The sequence below is a fragment of the Paenibacillus pabuli NBRC 13638 genome, from assembly GCF_001514495.1.
Taxonomy (GTDB): domain Bacteria; phylum Bacillota; class Bacilli; order Paenibacillales; family Paenibacillaceae; genus Paenibacillus; species Paenibacillus pabuli.
In genome coordinates this window covers 183,186-205,836 of the sequence record NZ_BCNM01000012.1, presented here as the reverse complement: position 1 = coordinate 205,836, position 22,651 = coordinate 183,186, and the positions used below count along the sequence as shown (strand labels likewise).

The window sequence follows — 22,651 nt, the reverse complement described above, 5'->3', positions numbered from 1 at the left end:
CATGGGATTAGAACTTTCATTAAGTAGATTCATAAAAAGTAAATTTAGTTTTGTATGGCTTATAACGATGTTGTGTTTTATACTGACAGCCATTTATATTCATATCTCTTCATTTTCACACCCTTATATCGGACTTTCGTTGATACCGGATGGCTCCAACTCATGGGTGGTAGACGAAGCGGATCCGCAAGGTGTAGCTTATTCATCTGGGATCAGGTCAGGTGACACCGTTATCTCTCTGGAGCCAAAAGGAAACGTCCGATTACTCCATCAGCAAGGTATATTCTCAGTGACGGAAGCCTACACCATTGGCATAGAGAAGTCTAGTAGCGAGGCAGCAGAATATATCATGAAGCCTGGAATGCGAGAATGGTTTAACCTCGGCTTCTCCTCCAGTGTAGAGTTGTTGTTATTATTAACCGGAAGTTATGCCTTGTTCAGCCAACCAGGTTCCCGTGTGATGCGTCTATTCTACCTGCTTAACCTGTCCATGGCCTTATGTATATTGACAATATATACTGCCCAACTTCCGTTATCCAACTATATTTTGGCCTTTTGTGCTGCATGGTTACCTTATTGTCTAACCGCATTTTATGTTTCTTTTGTATTCCGCAGCCGTCTGCATCACTTTCGATGGTTATTATGGATCAGCAGATGTATTGCCATAGCCTATTCCACTGGTCTCGCTTTTCTGTACATTAAACGATGGCTTATGACCGAAGTTCAGTTCAATCAAGGCATTACTATTGTTGGCACTCCTGCTGCATCGTCTGGTCCAACCAATCTGCTTACCTTTATTCTTTGTGTCACCCTTCTGGTATTAATCTGGATTACATGGTCTAATCGTCTAAGCTATAATCGCAAGGAGCAGAATCAGCTATTACTCATGTCAGCAGGCATTATCGTTAGCCTGATTCCCTTCATCATCTGTTTTGCCGTTCCAACCCTGCTGCAAGGAGAACCGTTGCTTCCTGTTGAATACACATTAATTGGTTTTCTTCCTTTATCATGGATGTTCACTTATGTACTCGTGCAGCGGAGTATGCTTGATTTCAAACTGGTTATGCCAAGATTGTTGATTCATGGATTGTACGCCTTAATCGTATTTTTACTGTTCATAGTTGCTTCAAACCTGCATACCTTCGTGCACACCAGCTTGCTCTTTGTCCTTTTTTTGCTCATCACATGGGTGTATCAGTACACGCTCACACGCTCTCGCAAGCAAAACAAACGTAACAAGGACTGGCTTGAACACCAGCAGCTGCGATTGACTGTTCGAATGTCTGAGCAGCAAAACATGCGGGACATGATTCATCTGTTTGCCGAGATGTTTCACAAGCTGTTGGATATTGAAGGCATCGTTATCATCTGGATCGATGATAAGCACTCCTATTCTCAAGCAGGTACAGGAGTTTTCGCTTCCATTCAGGATGTCGAAGACGAGGCGTTACATGTTGAAGGTTTACGACAGAGATACGACTTGGCACAGGTTTGGGAGTTGTCAGGTGAACCACCGATGGAGATGGCAGGTTTTCTGGGCATTGGTCACAAACGAAATGGTACCCTTTTTTCAGCAGAAGAGCAGGATATCATTGATAAAGGACGGCTCGAAGCAATCCGAATGCTCGTGAATGGCAAACTTTTATCTGATCTGCAGAAACGATATGAACACCGTGTAGATCAAACGACTCTCCATGAACTCCAGATGCGCCGTCATCGTGAGTTCAATGATATTTTGATGGAAGCCCAGCAAGCAGAGCGTATGAAAACCTCCTATTTCCTTCATGACCAGCTGCTCCAAAACTTGATTTTCTTGTCTCGTGATTTGGAGGAATTTCATGATACCGGAGAGACACATATGGATCAAACGGCTGTTTGGCTGGAGTGCCTGTATGCTTCCCAGAAGGATATACGCCAATTGTGTGATGATCTGTACCCTCATATTATAGATCGAAGCGATCTTGAGGAAGCGCTGCAATGGCTTGTTCGTTCGCTCCAAGTGCAGAGCGGGATCAAGATGGAACTCAGCTATAACGCGCCGTCTGCTGAATTGGAACAAGAACCACTGAAATCCATGGTGTTTCGGACCATACGGGAACTTGTCATCAATGTGATGAAACACGCCCAGGCTTCTTTTTGTTCCATTGAGGTGCACACTCAGGATCAGGATCTCATTTTCAAGGTAAAAGATGATGGCTCGGGGTTCAATGTTCATTCCGCATATGATTTTTCAAATTCAGCATCGGGGCACTTCGGTTTAATATCCATCCAAAGCAGCATCCAGCATCTCGGTGGCGACATCACCGTCCATTCCAGCCCTGGCAAAGGAACATCCATAAGCATTCGTTTGCCTTTAACCAAAGGAGTAACTGTACAATGAGCGAACCACACATTCAAGTCGTACTGCTGGATGATCACCCCCTGGTTATGGAAGGTCTCAACAACCGTTTAAACCGCGAACCAGGCATAAAGGTATTGAAAACATTTAACGATCCGATGCTGTTCTTGTCCGAAGTAGAAGCATTGCGACCTGACGTGGTTGTAATGGATATCCGTATGCCTCAACTCGATGGTTTTGAGGTTGCCCAAAAATTAAAAGAACAATTTGGACTAACTATCAAAATTATTTTGTTATCCGGATACAACTATCACGAATTCCAGTTAAAAGCCTACGATCTGGGTGTTCATGCGTACCTGTCTAAGCAAGCGACGTATGGACAGATTATCAATGCCATCCGACAAAGTATGCTGGGCCATGTGCTTATTCCAGAGAGAATGCTTTCTCCCCATTTAGAGGAATCACTCACTGCAACGGAGCGCGAAGTGCTTCACCGTATTTCATTGGAAATGACCAATAAGGAAATTGCACAGGATCTGGCGATCAGTCAGCGCACTGTTGAGTATCACATCACCTCCATTACGCAGAAGTTTGGCGTGAAATCCAGAATTGGTGCTGTAGTGAAAGGTTATCAGGCTGGCATACTTGGAGACGTCATACTCCCTGAGAAGCAATAACCCCCGCCTCATACATGCCAAAGAAAGCGGTAGAACACCTCTTTAACCCGAAAGTTAAAAGTCGTTCTGTACCGCTCTCTGTATGGTTATCGATCCCTTTTACAGTTTTGAATTGAGGAATGCCAGCCCACCTTAACTGTGCTGACGGGCCGCTTGACGTTCAGCTATACGAGCTGTTATTAACCGGTGACTCTCGTCAATCTCTTCTGCTGTACATGCCGCTTTTAACTCATATACTTTAACCGGAGAACGATCAATGATATCCAAAAACGAATCAAAAAATGTCATGTCCTTACTATGTACATAAGGACACCAATGATCCGACAATCCTACCGTTTCATGAATATGCACGCCAACGACATGGTCAATTAACTCGTTCGCTTCGCGTACATTGTCATAGAGTCCCATTCGGTCCATCATCATGCCGTGACCAATGTCGTACCATAAACCGAGTGGCGCCCCCTTCATTCGTCCGATGATCGTACCCGCCTCATGCAGCGTTGGCATTTGGTAACAGCGTGATCGGGTCTCTATGCCGAAATTCACTCCGTACCCGCGCTGCTCGGACAGCTCACATACTTCTTCCAGACTCTCCTGAATCCGTTTCAGGTAGTGTGCGCTGCCCGCCTCACGCTTCTCGATCATCTCCTGCCATAACGATTGATAGGCTGCGGAATCCGGTCCTTGATCGTGATATATTTTTTTCAACGCTTCATCAATATTATATTCAAAAGGGACTTCACCTGGATGCACCACAACCGCCCTAGCGCCATACCGATGAGCATACTCGGCTGAACGAAGCAGCAGTTCAATTGCCCGCTTCCGGCGCGGCTCATCGTCGAAACCTAGCAGAACCGAATCGGTTCCATAATCAGGATCTGCTACGTGCGGGAACGTGTTATGTACACTGGAGATGCCCATTTCTCCCCGCTCAATCATTGGTTCAATCGTTTGCAGCATCTCGTCTGTAACGTTATAGTTCAGCTCAACCTGTCTGAATCCCAGTGATTTGATCTCCTCCATCATGCCCTGACCTGTAGTGTGACGTTTGATGTTCCAGCAAGTTGAAAATGAGTACTCTTTTTTGTCGGTAAACATAGCTGTGTTCCTCCTGTATGCGATGTTAGGCCCTTACCATGTCTACAGTTTTTTTCTCTATTTTATATCAGTCTGGCTGATGTTTATTTACAATTTCATTTATTTCATATTGGTTACGCCTGAATAATAACGCTCGATGGTAACCGCTTCACCACATCTATCGATTAGTGCTGGAGATGCAGTATCGTTTGTTGCAAGGCCACCTGCACTGCTCCAGTCGCGACAGCCCGATCCCCAAGCTTTGAACAGGTCAGTTTCGGCTGAACCGAGAATTGTTCAGAACGGATCTGTCTGAGAAACGGCAGCAGTACATCCCCGTTCCCCCCAATACCTCCGCCAAGCACAATGAGATCAGGAGCGAGAATCACACAAATATGATGTAGTGCCATTGCAAGCCAATGGCTGTATTGCTCCAGAATTTGAACGGCCTGCACTTCTCCACTCCGGGCAGCTTCGAATAGTCTCTCTGGCGTCGGATGTTTTCGGAATTCCGCTGTACCCGAATCGTATTCTTCAGGAAAATGAGCCTGCATCTCTCGTGCAAGTTTCATTAGTCCATCCGCAGACAACATATCCTCCAGACGCCGGCCCCCTTTCAATAGCATTTCGGCAAGCTCACCCGTCAGTCCGCCCATTCCTCGAAGCAATTGACCGTTCACCATAATGCCTGCTCCGGTCCCTGCTCCGATGGACATAAAAACAAACAGATCCGATTCCACCGCTGCTCCATTTGTGTACTCGCCCAGCGCAGCCAGGTTCACATCATTCTCCAGAATGATTTTGCATGGGAATACCTTGGATAATGAATTCATCTCAAGCGCTTCTTCCATTCCTTCTAATGGAGAAACAATACGACTGATCTCTCCCGAATTCGGGTTTACAACGCCCGGTATACCAAAACCAATACATTGGATCTGCTCCCATGTCAGATGATTCGCCGCCAATAATTCATCCGTATACCTCCGTAGAAGATCAAGAATCTGCGTCCCCGCTTGATCCCGACCTGAGTTCGCTTCCATTGGATAAGTTCTATAGTCCAGCACTGCACCCCTCAGATCGGCTAATGCCATACGGATTTGGGTTGCGCCAATATCAACGCCACAGACATAATAAGCTGCCTGATTGAAACGTATTAACGTTGCCTTACGACCTTGGGCATTGTCAGCTCTCCCGGTTTCAAGCACAAGATTTCGTTCAATCAGATGCTCAACCGCTGACGACACTGTAGGTTTGCTAAGTTTGGTATATCGGCTGATGTCAGCCCTCGACATGTCACCCATTGCAATCAGTGCGTCCATTATTAGATTTTCATTCAGATTGCGCATATATTGCGGTGAGCCAGCCAACTGGTCGCCCTCCTTTATAAGTTAGTTAACTTTATTAACGAATTAAAATCAATATATCATCGTGCTTGGTACGTGTACAGCTTTTTGTCTTTAGACTCCTCTCCTATTAAGAACGACTTATTCACTTAGAGTATAAACGTCTAATTCAGGTATTATTATACATTTATGGACGTATATACGCTTCCGAAACAGTGACCTGTTCATACAATAATCTATCACAATCAGGGAGGGTTCAATATGTATAGCAAGAAACATAAATGTTATGATCCAAAAACAAAGTGTTATTATAAAAAAATTACGAAAACATGTGTTACCAAAATTAAATATGTTCCCAAGGTCAAAAAACACTGTCATGTAACTATTGAATATGGCGTAATCAAAAAAAGAAAGCACTATTAATAGCCTTCTGCCCTTCTCTGGAGAGAAGGGTATCTTTTTACTCTAGATTAAACCTGGGTTGGATTAATCCATCAAAAAAGTTGCGGTGACATTCCACCGCAACTCCCTTCCTTATATACACTTCATTAGGATTTGGATAGTTCAATGAACCCCTCGCCAAATACGTCACGTACATCATGGATGGTTATAAAAGCAATCTCGTCCTCCGCCCGCACAATCTTCTTCAGCATCGGGACTTCTTGTTTGCTAATGACAATATATAAGATTTCTTTCGGGTTCTTCGTATAGTAGCCATGACCGGACAGGACCGTGACTCCCCGATCCATTTTCTCAATGACCTGCTGTGCAATGGCATCCTGTTTGGTCGATATAATGGTGACTGCTTTTTTCGGATTGAGTCCTTCAATAATGAATTCCATCGTTTTGGTGCCAACGAACAACATGACAATCGTACACATCAATCCTTGTGGCCCTATAATGAAGAACGATGAGAACGCCACGATCAGATCGAAAAATAACAGTCCATAACTGATGTTCCAATCCAGATATTTGTTGGCAAGCCGAGCCAGAATAACTGTCCCCGCTGTTGTGCCGCCTACTCTAACAATCAAGCCGATACCCAGACCGGCAAATAATCCGCCAAAAATAGTATTAATCCAGAGCTCATCCGATGCAATCGTCCAGCTCTCGGTCAGGTGCAGGAACAGCGAGTTGAATACCACCGCAATAATGGTATACACCGTTGTCGTTCTGTCCAGAAACTTGTACCCCACAAGTAGCAAAATACCATTGAGGAGCAAGTTCATCAGTCCTGGAGACCACTCAAAGAGGTAATACAAAATAATCGTAATACCCGTAACGCCGCCTTCAGCCAGATCATTCGGGATGACAAACAGGTTTACTGCAAGTGCAAACAGAAATGCACCCGCCATAATAAATAGAATATCCGTTATTCTTTTCTTCATCATACACTCCATCCAATCCATCAGAAAATCAACCTATCAACCAATTTCATAAGTTGTCATGATCACTTGATCACTCAATGATAGATTCTACCATGCCATGAACAAAATTTGTATACATAATACAAATTGTTGCTCGAATTGTACAAAGGAGTCCGACGTCATTCCGGTCAGGGCCCTGATTCAGAGTCAGGATCAACATACATACATGACAAATGTCATGTGTCATCATGGATGTTTGTCACTACACAGGACTGACGTTTATGACTTACCGTCATGGTCAGATTATTTTACAATGAGACAAAGGCGAGCACGGAGAGACGATGGATCATTCCCGGAAACGCCGCGTTACCACCAATATGGCTGTAACGATGAAGGAGGACGTACGTCTATGAGCAGAACCAAAGAGATGGCGCTAAAAAAAGAAGTTACCCCTTATGAAAAAAATAATCTTCGCCTGAGTATCCAACAATTAGTAAATTCCATACTTCCCCTATTATTATTATGGGCCGCCGCGTACTATAGCTTGTCCGTGTCCTACTGGTTGACATTTCCGATTGCTATTGTAGCCTCGGGATTTGTACTTCGAACGTTTATCATCTTCCATGACTGTTGTCATGGCTCATTCTTCAAAAGCAAGCGTGCCAACGACATTCTCGGTACGATTACAGGTGTATTAACCCTGACGCCTTACTTGCAATGGAAAAACGAGCATTCCATTCATCACGCAACCAGCAGCAATCTGGACAAACGTGGGGTTGGCGATATCTGGGTGATGACAGTGGAGGAATACAAAGCAGCTTCTACTTGGGGCCGCCTCTTCTACCGTATTTATCGTAATCCGCTTGTCATGTTTGGTATTGGACCCATTTATGTATTTTTGTTCGCCTACCGTTTTAATCGTAAAGGTGCAAGACGTAAAGAACGCATTAATACTCACCTGACTACAGTATTGATTGTTGCGCTCTATGCCTTTATGTGCTGGTTAATCGGCTGGCAGGCTTTTGTATTGGTGCAGGCACCCGTATTTTTCTTCTCCGGTTTCTTCGGTATTTGGCTGTTCTACGTACAGCATCAATTTGAAGATACGTACTTTGAACATGAAGATGAGTGGAGTTATGTAAAAGCGGCCGTAGAAGGTAGTTCGTATTACAAACTGCCGAAGCTGTTGCAATGGATCAGTGGCAATATCGGGTTCCACCATGTGCATCACTTGAGCCCGCGTGTTCCCAACTATTATTTGGAAGAGGCACATAACGCAACACCTCCTTTGCAGAAGGCTACAACGATTACGCTGCGTTCGAGTCTGGCTGCCTTGCGCTTCCGTCTGTGGGACGAAGAATCCAAGCGGTTTATCAGCTTTGGCGAGATCAAAACCTTATCCCGCAAACCTTACGTTCAACCGCCTATTCGAGTAAACAACCAAGCGGGTCTGACAGAGAAGCCTTAACTCTGTCGGATTCGTTTTCTTGTATTCACGCTGAAATTTATGCTAAAGTCAGGCTAAGTTGGAGTACAATGCAAAAGTTTGAGGAGGAGAATTTACATTCAAAAGTGGATGCAGCTCTTTTATAAAAATACAGGTTTGAATCCCTATGTATGGCTCGTCTTTTTCATCCTGCCCTTCTACTATATTTCGCAATATTCCAAATTGTGGCCGATGGTCGCAGGCATTTTCATCATCCTTTTCTTCTTCGTATGTTATCTGCTTGCTTTCATCACAAAGGGATGGCAGGTCTATATGTGGATTGGACTGCTGATCGCGATCTCGATAACGATGACCATTGCCTATGATTACGCCTACTTCTCATTGTTTCTTGCTTTTTTTATTGGGAATATTAAAAATAAAGCCGGCTTCTTCACGCTCTATTCCGTGAATCTGGCAGCCAGTTTTCTAACCATCAATTATAGCTTCATCAAGCAGAGCACTCTGCTGCTCAGTCAGTTCCCGTTTGTATTCATCAGTCTCATGGCATCCATTCTGCTTCCGATCAGCACGTATAACAAAAACAACCGTGAACAGCTGGAAGGCCAACTCGAGAATGCCAACAAACGGCTGGATGATCTGGTGAAAATGGAAGAGAGACAGCGTATCGCTCGCGACCTGCATGATACGCTTGGACAAAAACTCTCTTTAATCGGTCTGAAAACAGACCTCGCAAAGCGTCTGCTCCGCCTGAATCCGGATCAGGCCGAGATTGAATTGAACGACCTGAGGCAGACGGCAAGCACAGCTCTGAAGGAAGTTCGGGAAATGGTAACGACCATGCGTGGCACCCAATTGGTGGATGAACTGTTCCGCGCTGAACAGATTCTGAAGGCTGCTTCGATTGAATTTGTACTGGAAGGAAACCCGAAATTGCAGGATACTTCCCAATTGAATGAAAATGTGCTTGGCATGTGTCTGAAAGAAGCCGTCACGAATGTTGTCAAACACAGTCAGGCGACGGAATGCACCATACGTATAGAGGAGACACCGGCCGATAATGTATTAACGGTCCAGGATAACGGTGTTGGAATAGAACGTACCCGCAAGCTGGAACGACGCGGTACAGGAATTTTGGGTATGAAAGAACGACTTGAGTTTGTGAACGGATGCCTGGACATTCGCTCCGGAGCAGACATGGAAGGTACAGGCATTATTATCCATGTTCCCAAGCTGGTTCGCAAACCGATAAAGGAGGTTGAACAATGATCAGAATCGTAATTGCCGAAGACCAGCGCATGATGCTTGGGGCCTTGTCATCCCTGCTCAATCTGGAAGAGGATATGGAAGTGGTTGGACGTGCAAGCAATGGACAGGAAGCGCTTGCTCTTGTCAAGGAGCATTCACCTGACATCTGTCTGATGGACATTGAAATGCCAGTCAAAAGCGGCCTGGAGGCCGCTGAAGAACTCAAGGGCATGCACTGTAAAGTCATCATTTTGACAACCTTTGCCCGAACCGGTTATTTCGAACGTGCCCTGAAAGGCGGTGTACGCGGTTATCTGTTAAAGGATAGCCCGATTGAAGAACTGGCAGAAGCCATCCGTCAGGTCATGAATGGAAGACGTATCTTCGCCCCTGACCTGGTAGATGAGGCTTATGTTCAGGAGAATCCGCTGACCGAACGCGAGAATGCCGTTCTAAACCTAATGGCAGACGGCAAAAACACGAAAGAAATTGCCGGACATCTTTTTATTACAACCGGCACGGTGCGGAATTACATCTCCATTATCCTTAACAAGTTAAACGCGAGCAACCGGATCGAAGCGATTACCCGCTCCAAGGAAAAAGGGTGGTTTAAATGAAAGTACCGCTTTAACCCACTGAAACACAAATAAGCAAGGTACATCATGGTATGATGATGTACTTTGCTCATACATGAAAGGGATGGCTTGGAGCACTCACTCCGGGCCATCCCTTTTCTATTTCTTTTGAAACCGCTATTTAACGGAAACAACCATACCCAGTGCATCAAGTGGCACCTGATGGGTATGAAGCTGATGAATCTGCTTGCCATCTTGCCAGGAAATCGTTACATCGACGCTCTTGCCACCACTCGGGTATTCCACATTCACGAAGCCTTTATCCTTCGGTACTGGCAGTGTATGTGATTCCAGGTAGTCGACCATCTTCTTCGCAATACCAGGATTATTCATCTTGTCCTCGGAAACGGAACGAATCTGCAGCGTCCACCGGCCTTCCTCCCAGGTTAGATACTGGCTGCCAGCTGCGCCTTCAACCATTCCTTGGATACCATGCCCCAGATCCACTGTCATGTCCTTTGGTATGTCTTTCAGGTCTGTCTCCGGGAAAATATCTGTACTGTTTGGGTCTTTATACGACTTTACTTCATAAGAAGCCAGAACGGGAACCTTGCTGCCAGATGCCTTCAACGAATCATCATTAACTGCAACAGGATGATCCGTAGTATAGAAATCGATCCGAAAAGCATCTGAAGCATTCGAAGGAATCGATGCAGTCAGGTTTTTTCCTTTTGCCAGGGTAAACGAAGTCGGTAAGGAAGCATTTTTCATCTTCAGCTGGCTTCGGATGTCCTGAATGACATCGTTCACACTTGGCTTGGCTTGACTATTACTGCCCGTTTCCGAATTCGATGAAGATGTGCCGCTTCCCGCGGAACCCGTTGTTTCTGTTGTATCTGTTTTGTCCTCTGTTCCGTTGGAGATGTCGGCTCCCCCACTGCCCGACTGTGCCTGTTCACCAACTGCAGGAGGCGTGTTGTCCGCCGAGGATGATTGGGTATCCTGACCTCCACCACACCCCGCCAGAGCAAGCAGCACCGCTGTCGTCACAGGAATGGTCATCCATAATTTTGGTTTACTCATGTTGTTGTCCTCCTTGAAGCTTTTATTGGAATATATATCAAGTTTGCTCGTATTAACGTTTGTCATTCCAAAAATTCACTGGCTGTACTTTCTTGGTCAGCACTTCAAACCGATATCCTTCTGCTTTCAGTGTCTTTAACACTTGTGGAAGCACCTTCAATGTGGCTTCCTGGTCATGCATCAGTACTACCGGAGTTGTTCCAGCCTTTTGCACATTGTGAATCTGTTTCATTACGCTGTTGTATACTTTCTGATGATCCTTCTTATACTTCCAATCCTCGGAATCTACATTCCAATCCCACAGGTGAAATCCCCCCTGTCCCAGCAATACATTGCGATATGCAGACTTGAGATAAGGCTTACTGCCGTACGGGGTACGAACAAGACTTGTTTTGACTCCAGCTACCTTATTCAGACTTTCATTTGCCTGTTGCATTTCTTTCAGTCCACTGTACGCAGATTTGTAAAATTTCCCTGGAACATGCGTTACACCATGCAAGCCCAATCCATGTCCATCGGCAACAATCCGTTTGGTGGCCTTCTGAAACTTCTCCATCTGAGGTCCGAGCATGAAGAATGTCCCTTTGGCCTTATACTGATCCAAAATATCCAGCAGTTGTCCCGTATGGGCTGATGGCCCATCATCAAACGTCAAATATATGATCTTGGCATTCGCTTTATTTCCAGCATTTTTGGATGCGGATGATGCGGCTGAAGCCGAATGCGGCAATAGCAATGGGATGATGAATAGAATAGCGAGTGCGGTGATGAACGATTTACGAATATGTAGCATAATAAAAGTCTCCCTTATGTCTTGTATTTCCCCGGGTGTCTATGTTTCTCTCATTGCAGCCCTTGGCGATAATCCTAATACTATCAAAAAGGTTGCGTCCCATTCTCGTTCCAAATACTACGTTCGAGTTACACTTTTGTCAGATTAACCAAAAAAATAAAACGAAATTGATAGATTTGTTCGAAAAAGGACATCCGACGGGATAGATCAATGTTGACATATATTCTATTAACCCAAATGGTGGAATCTGATAGATAGATGTCAGGAATTATTCTGACGCATGTTTGTTAATTCCAGTAAAGGAATAAACAAAAAAGCCTGCCAAAGGCAGACTTTTCATATGTAAATACATTCACTTCAACTACGGATGAATCATGCTGCCTTGCCCTTCGTCGCCTATTACTCCGCAGGAGCTGTGAACGAACGCTTGCCAAACTCGGCGTCAAGCATATAGAAGGCATTGCTGTCTTTCTCGATACGGCGTAGCTTCTGAATGATATTGTCAAACAAAGCTTCTTCTTCGACTTGCTCATCAATAAACCATTTCAGGAAATACATTGTGGCATGTTCGCGCTCATTCAGGGCAATATCTGCCAAATTGTAGAACTTCTTGGTGTTTTGCTGCTCATGTGCATATCCGTGTTCGAACACATCCAGCATCGAGGAATATTCATTCTTCGGCTCTGGCAATGCAGCTAGAGTTGCCCGTTGTCCACGGTCATTCAGGAATTTGTATATTTTCATCCCATGGAATCGCTCTTCCTCCGCCTGCACGATGAAGAAATTAGCAAATCCATCCAGGCTTTTGCTGGAACAGTATGCAGCCATCGCCAGATATACATGTGCCGAATAAAACTCAAAGTTCATTTGTTCATTTAAAGATTGTGTTAACTCTTTACTCATCAAAATTACACCTCATTCTTTCTCTAGGGATGATTTTATTCTATCATAACGACCACATGACTTACATCGAATTTTCTACAAAATTCGCCAATGACTCAAAGAGTCTCTTCCTGTACAATACATCGTTCTCGTTCCAAAATCATTTCATCCTGAAAGGCAGGCCATTTTATTCATCAACACATCTATTTTGTTTTGGTGTTTTATCGGCTGGGAAGCCGTATCGCACTTGTCAGAAGAATTCACGGACCCGCGAAAGGCAGATATTAAGGGGAGTAACCATCGCAGCCATCATCGTGGGAGTGCTCTATTTCCTGACCGCCCTGGCAACTGTAGGAACCCCAAGCTACCTTCATGGGGAGCAGATGTCTCTCTGGTATGGATTATTAGTCAGACCTTTGGCTCCTGGGGTGGCATACTTGCTGGTCTGACCGGCATATTTATTTGCACAGCTGCGGTTATTGCCTATGCTGGTGCCGCATCACGGGTTGCAAACGACAGTTCTGAATATGAATAAAAAAAGCTCTGCCATGATGGCAGAGCTTCTTTCATTTAATGAGAATGACGTATTATACCAGGAACGCTTTGGAGATGATAACCAACAGGATGAACAGAACCAGAATGGCACCTACAGAAGTGAAACCTCCGTATCCGTAGCCTCTTGTTTCTCCACCTAATACTTCGCTCATTGACCGTACCTCCTCTGCAACAGGTATGGGTTATCTTATGCAGAGAGAACGTTTTTGACAGGGCGGATGCCCTAATTATTCTGATCCAATTTATCATTTCTGTTTAATAACGTGGAGAATCAATACGCATAATATCCAGGAACGGTACTTTCGCCGTTAATTCCTCCTCCGTATACTCTACATGAACAAGCCGGGTACGTGAATCCAGCTTAATAATGATCCCTTGAACCTGTTCTTCCTTACCCCATACGGTCAGCAATACTTCCGAACGTTCATGAAATGCTTCAACTAACCGATTCCCCAATTCTTCAAGCTCAAACTCATCCCGGGTAGGTCTTTTTGCAACTTTTGCTTTTGCCAATGTAGCGGCCTCCTCTATAGCTAATCCGACGTCCCGATTCACGGGTTGTTTGCCGAGGTCATATTCAATTAGTATACCATTCATTCACGTTCGTGTAATGTCATGACTCCATTATGAAGCAAAAAATTCCTTACATTTACAGCTAAAAGCTCTTGTCACCCATTATTCATCGCCATCTTCAATAATAATGGTGTATACATTCGAAATGGACTTTCCTGAATGCCTTTGCCCATTCCACTCGTAGGTATACATTGCAGTGATGAAACCCTGCTGGATTCCCAGTTGTCCAGCGGGGGAAATCTGAGCAGCGTAGGTGATCCGTCTCTCTGCTCCAGGTTTCAACTCACCCACATGTAAATATCTTGGGGAAGAGTACACTGAAATAACCGCTTGTTCGCTTACTTCTGCCTTCCCGATCCATTTCGCACCTGGCGGAAGCACATCAGCCAACTGCACTCTTGCTGGCCATGATCCTGTGTTGGTGACATGTACGTAAAAGGTTACATTCCCTCCTCGTTCGATCAGGTCAGGCTTCACTTCCACATGGACCCAGATGATGGGAAACTTCAACTGAATGACAACTGTATTGGAGGATATGATTCGCTGCACGGACCGAGAATCAGGTAAGCGAAATGTATAAATCAGGCGAGCCTGATTTATCAGCTCGAAGACTGGAGGTGCATTCTGCTCCAGTTCCTTCTCCTGCTCTAAAAGGATTACATCAAATTGGATATTAACTGTAGATCCTGCAGTCAGCGTGCCCAGATTGATACCTTTAACCAGATTTGTTCCACCACGCTTCACGCCATTCCATCCGAGACTTCCCTCAACATAACGCATACCTGGCGGGAGAAAATCCGTCACGATCGCATCGACTGCAAATGAACCTTCATTGTGTACTGTGATCTGGTAATGAACGGTATCCCCAGGAGCAGCGATAGACGGATATACACTTTTTACAATTGAAACCCGGGGCTGAATGATCTGCAACGTTGCTGCGTTCGAATTCACCACTTCCAACTTGTCATCTGAAGTGTACTCCAGCACGGCCTGGGTTGTTATACTCTCTGCTAAGCTTCCTCCCGTGACCTGTACCCGAAATTGAATAGGAGCCGATTGTCCGGGCAAAACCTCACCTATCATAATGCCGGAATCAGGCGTCGTTTCGGGAACAAAAGTCTCATTTACAATGACACTTCCCGGAATAAATTCAATGCCTTTGGGCAATGGGATGGTCACCGAGGCATGATTGCCTGTCACAAAACCAGGATTGCTCACCAGAAGATTATAAGTGACGATATCTCCGACAAAGGTCTGTGTACGATCTGCATTCAAGACCAACGACAGACTTGATGAGATGAGGCTTACTTCCACCACATTGGATTTCTCTTCGCCCTCAACCGTGCGTCGTTCAGGAGTCACAAAGGTGTATCGAACCTTCGCTTGATTCACCAGTTTTAAGGCCGGTGGGAGACCGACGATAATGACCTGGAAATGAATGCGCAACGTCGCTCCGGGCACGACTTCCTGCCCCGGTATCCCCCGCTCTGGCGATACTCCTGGTAGTGGAACTCCATCCAAAAGGACACTATTGGGAAGAAGTGAAGTGTCTGACGAAAGCGAATCAAGCACATGTACCATGGCAGAACAATTACCGGAGTTCTCAATTTCAATCAGGTAAGTTAGTGTCTGCCCCAGAGCAGCCTCGGCAGTGTTGCAGAACTTGTGAACTTCCAGCCTGGGGCCTATCCATGGTGTAACTACCGTGTTGGAGTATGCTACTTGTTCCAGTTCAGTCGTACCCGAGCTGAACCGAACCAGGGACTGATTCTGTAGCCAGTGGGACAACGGACCGGAAGTTTGGCTCATATCACCACAACCTCTACTCTAAATGTAACGGTAACTGAAGTGTCGGCAGCAATCGAACCAAGCGTTATCCCTGTATTTGGATTCCCCGTAGGCCTTGAGACCCCGTCCACCGTAACACTTCCCGGCACAAACACGGTGCCAGTTGGCACAGGGTCTACCATGACCACATTATTAACCGCTTCAATGCCGCTATTGGTAACAACAACCGTATAAGTGATCACATCGCCGACAACAGCATCAATGGCGTCTGTGCTTTTGACAACAGTCACATTTGGAGCAGATACCGGAATCACCAGAACGTTGGAGGATACAGATCCCGTCAACACACGGCCATCGGGTGGACTAAATGTATAGCTGGCTACGCCCTGATTTACCAGCTGCTGATTCTGTGGCAATGTATCCACAGTCACTTCAAGTGTAACCGTTACGTTAACGGACCCTCCAGGTGGAATGGTACCAACAACAATGCCTGCTTCCGGATTAGCACCTGGTTGAGGAACGCCATCAATCAGGACACTGTTTGGAAGCAGCACGGCTCCATCTGGAATGTTATCCGTTAATGTCAAATTCACTGCAAGATTTCCACTGTTGTTAATGGAGAAAGAGTAGACGATGGTGTCACCAATGGTCGCATTGGAGGTGCTCGCTGTTTTGGTTAAGCCAATGATTGGCTGATAAATTGGCGTTATCACCGTATTCGAGTAGGCTGCCCCCGAGAAAACACCTGATGTAAAACTTACGGATGACTGACTGCTCACTTGCGGCGGTGAAGGCAGTGTATTAACCCGTACCGCATACGATACGGCTACAGATGCTCCAGGCGCCAAGGTACCAAGCGAGATGCCCAGTGCCGGGTTTGCCGAGGCACGCGGAACACCATCCACCAGAACACTGCCTGCTACAAAGGTTACGGCTGGATCGATTGGATCGGTCAGCACCACGTTGTTTACGGGATCTATTCCGTTATTGGTCACAACCATTTCATATACAATGGTATCGCCAACAACAGCATCGACTGCCGGAGTCGTCTTCACCACACTGACATTCGGAGAAGATACCTGGATATTGAGAGCGTTTGAGGAAATGCTGCCTCCCAGTGTTCTTCCGTCTGGCAGTGTATAGGAGTATGTTGCCGAAGCCTGATTAATTATCGACTGACTCAAGGGAAGAGTAACAATCACAACCGAAAACATGACGGTCGTTGTTGTCGAGACTACACCCAGAGGAATCCCTGAGGCCGGATCAGCTCCTGGTGCAGATGCCCCGTTAATAATAACACTATTCGGCACAAGCTCTGTTCCTGCCGGGATGGTATCGGTCAACGTGACGGATGCCCCATAGTTCCCGGCATTGGAGATGGCGATGCTGTACACAACGGTATCCCCTACTGTGGCTAATGTCTGATCTCCCGTTTTGACTGCTGACAGAATGGGTTGATAGACCGGAGTTGTAACCGTATTGGAAAATGTGGTAGCTGAGAAAGCACCTGATGTAAAGCTAACCGTGGACTGATTGTTTAATACTGCACTTGCCGGGAGTGCCGTAACCTGCACACTAAATACAACAGTCACGGTAACTCCCGGTGCGATCGAACCAAGTGTTATTCCCGTAGAAGGATTGGCGCCAGGGCGCAGAACACCATCGACAAACACGCCGCTGGGCGCAAGAACGGTACTTGTCGGCAATGCATCCGTGAAGACCACATTACTGACCGTCGCAATGCCGTTGTTGGTTACAGCGATGCTGTACGTGACGACATCACCAACAGATACAGCTGTAGAAGTTGTGGATTTGACCACTTCGACATCCGGTGCCGATACGGTAATGGTCAGTACGTTAGATAGTACAGATCCCGTGATGTTGCGACCGTCAGGCAATGTATACGATAGAGCTACCGAAGCCTGATTCACCAGCTGTTGAGGGTTTGGCAACGTATCAATAACCACCGAAAAGGTAATCGTTGTGGTTGCCCCGGCAGCGACATTGCCTGCTGGAATGCCTGTTGCAGGATTGGCGGCAGGCAATGGCTGACCATTTACAATGACACTGTTAGTAACGAGACTGGTCCCTGCAGGGATATTGTCTGTCAGAATAATCTGAGCACCATAATTCCCCTGATTGGTGACGGTTACCGTATAGCTTACGGTATCCCCAACGGTAGCATTTTGTGTACTGGCTGCTTTTTGCGCTGAAAGAATAGGCTGGTACACCGGAGTGACCACGGTATTCGAAAAGGTCGTGCTTGAGAATGTACCTGAGGTAAAACTGACAGTAGAGCGATTGCTCAACTGATTACTTGGCGGGATCGCGTCGACACGGATACTGAACGTGACTGTCGCTGACGTTCCGGGTCCCAATGTACCGAGCGATATCCCCCCTGCCGGATTGGCTGCGGGCTGCGCAACCCCATTCACGGTGACACTCCCTGTGACAAAGGATGCTCCGGCTGGAATCGGGTCCGAAAACTGAATATTGTTCACTGGTGCAATTCCGCTGTTCGTTACCAGAATGGAATAAGTGACTGTATCGCCTACCGTAGCCGCAGTCAAAGCTGTACTTTTAACCACGGCAACGTTTGGAGACGAAACGGGGAACGTCAGCGTATTCGAAGTCGCTGTTCCGGTTAACGTTCGTCCGTCAGGAGGTGTAAACGTAAAGGACGATGTAGCAACATTGCTAAGCTGCTGCGGAGATGGAAGTGAATCTACAACCACAGCGAACGTGACAACAGCTGTCGCTCCAGCTGCCACAATGCCTACGGGAATGCCCGTACCTGGTGTCGCTCCAGGCTGCGGCACACCGGATACCACCACGCTGTTGGATACTAAAGTCGTTGCGGCAGGAATGGTATCTGTCAACGTAACATTTGCCTCCAGATTGCCTGTGTTGCTTACGTTTACCGTGTACACAACCGTGTCACCTACAGTCGCATTTACGGTATTCGCTGTTTTGACGAGAGATATTTGCGGTTGGATGACCGGAGTCTGTGTTGTATTGGATGATGATGACCCCGAAAATGAACCGGATGTGAAGCTGACCGTCGACTGATTGTTAATCTGTGAAGGGATCGGCATAGTAATCGTCACCTCAAAAGTTACGGTAACCTCGGCTCCAGGAGCCAACGTACCGATTGGAATACCGGCGGTCGGATTGGAGAGCGGGAATGAAGTCCCGTTCACAATGACGCTTCCGGGTACAAATGGGGTATTCGGAGGAAGAGGGTTGACATATATCACATTGTTTACAGCTACTGTCCCGTTATTTCGTATAACTGATGTGTACTGGATGACATCCCCGACTACTCCGTACTCTACATTATCACTGTTTACAATCGTTACATTGGGCAGGGATACGGGAATGGTTATCGTATTCGATGACAGGAAACCAGCTACCGTTCTCCCACTCGGAAGAGTATAGGTGAAAGATGCAACCGCCTGGTTAGTCAACTGCCTTGAATCAGGCAAACTTGTGACCGTTGCAACAAAGGTGACCGTTACGCTTGAGCCTGCAGCGATCGCCCCCAGATTAATTCCCGTTTCCGGGCTTACACCTGGTGTAGGTACGCCATTAATAATGACGCTGTTCGTACTGAATACAGCTCCCGCAGGAATGGGATCCGTCAAAGTAACACTTGCGGCAATGTTGCCTGAATTGTTGATTTGGATGGAGTAATTAAAGGAATCCCCAACCGTCAAATTCGATGTACTGGCTGCTTTGACCACTTGGATTACAGGCTGGAATATAGGGGTATTCACCGTGACGGACGAAGAAACACCACTAAAACTGCCTGACGTAAATGCTGCACTTGCCCGGTTGCTGACCGCACCTGTGGACGGAACAGATGTCACTCTTGTCTGGTAGGTCACCGTAACGCTGCTTGAGCTGTTCAATGTTCCAACAGCAATGCCCGAAACTGGACTTGCATTCCTAGCGGCAGTTCCATTAATGGTGACACTGCCGGAGACAAACTCCGAGCCGGTTGGCGTATCCGAGATCACCAGATTTTGTACCGCACTGCCCCCTGCATTTGTTGCAATGACCGTGTAGGTAAGTACATCGCCTACAGTGGCGTCCGGCGTATTTACTGTTTTGCTGATGGATATATTGGGACTCGATGCAGGTATGCGAACGACATTGGATATGCTGCTGCCTGAGAGAGTACGTCCACTCGGAAGCTGGTACGTATAACTTGCAGTCCCCTGATTCTCCAGTGTTGGCGGAGACGGGAGCGTATTGAGTGTAGCGCGAAACACCACCGTGGCCGTAGCTCCCGGCAGGAGACTGCCCACTGTTATCCCGGTCAAAGGGCTGGTTCCAGGACGCGCAGTACCATTCACGGTTACCGAATCCGGGACAAGCGTCAGGCCTGCCGGAATCGTATCAGTCACAGTCGTTTGAGTCGCTATGTTCCCGCTGTTCGTTACCACAAGGGTGTATGCAAGCTGATCGCCCAATGTCGCGTTGGTTTGGCTCGCGGACTTGTTGATGCCGATTACTGCCTGGTATACGGGAGTTGTAATGGAATTGGAGTTGGAAATCCCTGTGAACGACCCCGAGCTATAAGACACTACAGCTCGGTTGACTAGCGACCCTGATGCAGGCAGGGACTGAACAACAACCTGAAACGTGACCGTCGCAGAACTCCCGGCCGCCAGCGTTCCTAGTGAAACTCCACTGCTCGGATTGGCCGATGATACGACAGTTCCCCTGACAGTCACACTGCCGGGCACAAAGATTATACCGACAGGCAGAGGATCCGTAAGTATCGCATTATTAATCGCCTCGGTGCCTGCGTTGGTTGTAATCACGGTGTAAGTAAACGTCTCTCCCACAGCAACATCGGTGACTGAAGCCGATTTTACCGTTGTAACATTTGGTAAACTAACCGGTACCGTCAACGTGTTCGAGGCTACTGTGCCAGTAATGGTCCGACCGTCAGGCGAGTTGAATGAATAGGAGCCCGTAGCTTGATCCACAAGGGTTGGAGGCGAGGGCAAGCTTGTTACAAGCACCTGGAAAGTTACGGTATTGGTGCTTCCAGTTGCGAGACTCCCCAGATTAACACCAGTCGCAGGATTGGCACCTGCAATCACATTTCCATTCAGTCGGAAGCTGCCTGCGACATACGAACTGCCACTCGGAATGTTATCCGTTAATGTTACGTTGGCAGCAACATTCCCTCTGTTGTTCACCTGAAGCGTATATGTGACCTGGCTACCCACCGTGGCATTGGTTGTACTCGCCGACTTCACAATGGACAGGTTTGGCGAATAAACAGTAAGGGTGGAGTTATTGGACGGGATAACTCCCGTAATCACTGACCCCCCTGCCACACTTTGAAACGTAAAAGCGGCATTCGCTGAATTTACCAGCTGCAATATGCTTGCATCCTGACCAATGAGCGCACGATAGGTGACTACGATGCTGCTGGACAGGTTTAATGAACCCAGCGGAATGCCGGCGGTTACATCGAGTGTCGGGCGGGGTATCCCAGCAACCGTGACACTGCCTGGAATAAAGGTAAGACCTGCAGGAAGTGAATCGGATAAGACTACACTGGCTGCACTCGCAGTACCTGCATTGCTGACGGTAACGGTATAGAGAACACTATCTCCCGCTACCGCGCCGGAGGCAACAGATGCCTTGGCCACTGTAATTTTGGGAGCATTGATATCCACCTGAATCGCATTGGCGTTGACAATGTATGCATCCCCAGAGGTCGTCAGCGTTAATACAGCAGAAGATTGGTTGTTAATCAGTCTCGCAGACACATCCACATTGGTAATATCCCAGCCTTGACGTCCACCGATAATATTGGTGCCTGGGGCCCCGTTCGTCTGGTTTCGCGTGCCGAAAGTCCCCGTGGTATTAAGCGCTCCGGTATCTCCGTTGATTTGGGAAGCAAAAAAGTTCGCAGCCAGATTATTGGGCCCGGACAAGGCAACCGATGTCGCTGAAGTCGGCCCGAATAATGCCTGATCCCCGGTCCGGTTCGCATCACCCTCCTGCGCACTGAACAGGGCTCTCCCTCCCAATGCACCCGAAAGTGGCGTGGCAAATCCAGTCAGTGTAGTAACAACAGGTGGAGAGGCGGCTTGAACCAGTACCCCACCTGCACGCAAGGACATGTTGCGAAAGGGCAGGCTGGGGTTCTGATAAATGACTCCAAGTGTCCAGCCTGCATGATTGGCTGTAGAATCATTAGTGATGACAATCGTTCCTACAACTGCTCCGGTGGTATATGTACCGGCTCCCCCATTTTGTACAAGCGAAGTAACATTGGCTGAACGCACATAGCCGGCAGCGCCGTTCCCCAGATCAAATTGATTGTAGGTAGCTGGATCAGGGGTAACACTGAAAGTTCCTGCGGGAGTAGTAAACGTAACCGGATTGTTAATTGCAGCACTTAAATTGACTGTTCCATTGATGTAACTACCGCCCCAGATCAATTCTGCATAAAAGACGGTGCTGCCCGCTGGAAGGACGAGTATAGCCGCTGAACTGTTGCTCTGATACAGGCTTGTGGTTCCTGGAGGGTAGGTGCCGTATTGAGCGCTGGTGTTGGTTGTGGTAAATCCTCCAATACTGTCCTGCGTCCCTGGTACCCCTGCAGTTTCTGAACGACTCAGTCCAAGCGTGTTACCTGTAAATGTAATTGCTCCCGTAGCGTTAACGGTTGAACGAACGATAAGAGGAATTGATCTCACCTCCCCTTCATCACATAATTGCAATCATATGAATTGGAGCCTTCATATAAAGTCTATGAGCCTCATTTGATTTTTTGTTTGTCCCCAATAATTACTTTATGTTCTTTGCATTTATGTAAGCTTTGTTTCCATTTCATAATTAAATGATTGCGTTTCGCACAATGTGTTCTATAATCAGAT

15 protein-coding genes and 1 pseudogene are annotated in these 22,651 nt (G+C 46.8%); 6 read left to right on the top strand and 10 right to left on the bottom strand.

Annotated features, from left to right (window positions below):
• The first annotated feature begins 67 nt into the window (after nucleotides 1–67).
• Together PPA03S_RS17710 and PPA03S_RS17705 are read left to right on the top strand one after the other, a co-directional pair.
• Nucleotides 68–2,380 carry a sensor histidine kinase gene (locus PPA03S_RS17710; protein WP_167666062.1) on the top strand — a complete coding sequence of 771 codons (2,313 nt, stop codon included), beginning with the start codon at nucleotides 68–70 and terminating at the stop codon, nucleotides 2,378–2,380.
• Nucleotides 2,377–3,015 carry a response regulator transcription factor gene (locus tag PPA03S_RS17705; protein ID WP_062324670.1) on the top strand — a complete coding sequence of 213 codons (639 nt, stop codon included), beginning with the start codon at nucleotides 2,377–2,379 and terminating at the stop codon, nucleotides 3,013–3,015. The genes PPA03S_RS17710 and PPA03S_RS17705 overlap by 4 nt, the downstream gene beginning before the upstream one ends.
• Before the next feature lie 132 nt (nucleotides 3,016–3,147).
• Here PPA03S_RS17705 and PPA03S_RS17700 read toward each other — a convergent pair whose 3' ends face one another.
• The 3 genes from PPA03S_RS17700 to PPA03S_RS17690 all read right to left on the bottom strand — a co-directional run bounded on the left by PPA03S_RS17700 (nucleotide 3,148) and on the right by PPA03S_RS17690 (nucleotide 6,823).
• Nucleotides 3,148–4,113, bottom strand: a complete 966-nt coding sequence (locus tag PPA03S_RS17700; RefSeq protein ID WP_062324668.1) for a sugar phosphate isomerase/epimerase family protein — start codon at nucleotides 4,111–4,113, stop codon at nucleotides 3,148–3,150.
• Nucleotides 4,114–4,277: 164 nt separating this feature from the next.
• Nucleotides 4,278–5,459 carry an ROK family transcriptional regulator gene (locus PPA03S_RS17695; protein WP_062324666.1) on the bottom strand — a complete coding sequence of 394 codons (1,182 nt, stop codon included), beginning with the start codon at nucleotides 5,457–5,459 and terminating at the stop codon, nucleotides 4,278–4,280.
• Nucleotides 5,460–5,983: 524 nt separating this feature from the next.
• Nucleotides 5,984–6,823: a YitT family protein gene (locus PPA03S_RS17690; protein WP_062324740.1), complete on the bottom strand. Its 840-nt coding sequence runs from the start codon at nucleotides 6,821–6,823 to the stop codon at nucleotides 5,984–5,986.
• Between the two features lie 388 nt (nucleotides 6,824–7,211).
• Here PPA03S_RS17690 and desA point away from each other — a divergent pair, with 388 nt between their 5' ends.
• The 3 genes from desA to PPA03S_RS17675 all read left to right on the top strand — a co-directional run bounded on the left by desA (nucleotide 7,212) and on the right by PPA03S_RS17675 (nucleotide 10,111).
• Nucleotides 7,212–8,270, top strand: coding sequence for a Delta(5) desaturase DesA (gene desA, locus PPA03S_RS17685; RefSeq protein WP_062324664.1), 1,059 nt, complete (start codon nucleotides 7,212–7,214; stop codon nucleotides 8,268–8,270).
• A 108-nt stretch (nucleotides 8,271–8,378) separates the two neighbouring features.
• A complete protein-coding gene (locus tag PPA03S_RS17680; protein ID WP_174532146.1) occupies nucleotides 8,379–9,515 on the top strand; it encodes a sensor histidine kinase in 1,137 nt (378 codons plus the stop codon).
• Complete coding sequence (locus PPA03S_RS17675; RefSeq protein ID WP_062324662.1) at nucleotides 9,512–10,111, top strand: response regulator transcription factor; 600 nt, start codon at nucleotides 9,512–9,514, stop codon at nucleotides 10,109–10,111. Before PPA03S_RS17680 ends, PPA03S_RS17675 begins: the two co-directional genes overlap by 4 nt.
• A gap of 135 nt (nucleotides 10,112–10,246) precedes the next feature.
• Here PPA03S_RS17675 and PPA03S_RS17670 read toward each other — a convergent pair whose 3' ends face one another.
• The 3 genes from PPA03S_RS17670 to PPA03S_RS17660 form a co-directional block, all read right to left on the bottom strand.
• Nucleotides 10,247–11,152 (bottom strand): hypothetical protein, encoded by a 906-nt coding sequence (locus tag PPA03S_RS17670; RefSeq protein ID WP_062324660.1) that lies wholly within the window; start codon nucleotides 11,150–11,152, stop codon nucleotides 10,247–10,249.
• A gap of 52 nt (nucleotides 11,153–11,204) precedes the next feature.
• A complete protein-coding gene (locus PPA03S_RS17665) occupies nucleotides 11,205–11,945 on the bottom strand; it encodes a polysaccharide deacetylase family protein (protein ID WP_062324658.1) in 741 nt (246 codons plus the stop codon).
• A 399-nt stretch (nucleotides 11,946–12,344) separates the two neighbouring features.
• Nucleotides 12,345–12,848, bottom strand: a complete 504-nt coding sequence (locus PPA03S_RS17660) for a ferritin (RefSeq protein ID WP_062324656.1) — start codon at nucleotides 12,846–12,848, stop codon at nucleotides 12,345–12,347.
• Nucleotides 12,849–13,029: 181 nt separating this feature from the next.
• Here PPA03S_RS17660 and PPA03S_RS17655 point away from each other — a divergent pair.
• Nucleotides 13,030–13,338, top strand: a pseudogene (locus tag PPA03S_RS17655) (amino acid permease); the annotation flags it as partial.
• A gap of 76 nt (nucleotides 13,339–13,414) precedes the next feature.
• Here the strand turns inward: PPA03S_RS17655 and PPA03S_RS17650 are convergent.
• The 4 genes from PPA03S_RS17650 to PPA03S_RS17635 form a co-directional block, all read right to left on the bottom strand.
• Nucleotides 13,415–13,534, bottom strand: coding sequence for a hypothetical protein (locus tag PPA03S_RS17650; protein ID WP_017688846.1), 120 nt, complete (start codon nucleotides 13,532–13,534; stop codon nucleotides 13,415–13,417).
• 103 nt (nucleotides 13,535–13,637) lie between these two features.
• Nucleotides 13,638–13,895, bottom strand: coding sequence for a YolD-like family protein (locus PPA03S_RS17645; protein WP_062324652.1), 258 nt, complete (start codon nucleotides 13,893–13,895; stop codon nucleotides 13,638–13,640).
• 162 nt (nucleotides 13,896–14,057) lie between these two features.
• The gene (locus PPA03S_RS17640; RefSeq protein ID WP_062324650.1) at nucleotides 14,058–15,764 is read right to left on the bottom strand and encodes a DUF11 domain-containing protein; all 1,707 of its coding nucleotides are present in this window, start codon (nucleotides 15,762–15,764) and stop codon (nucleotides 14,058–14,060) included.
• Nucleotides 15,761–22,471, bottom strand: a complete 6,711-nt coding sequence (locus PPA03S_RS17635) for a CLIPPER-2 domain-containing protein (RefSeq protein ID WP_062324734.1) — start codon at nucleotides 22,469–22,471, stop codon at nucleotides 15,761–15,763. Before PPA03S_RS17635 ends, PPA03S_RS17640 begins: the two co-directional genes overlap by 4 nt.
• Nucleotides 22,472–22,651 lie beyond the last annotated feature (180 nt).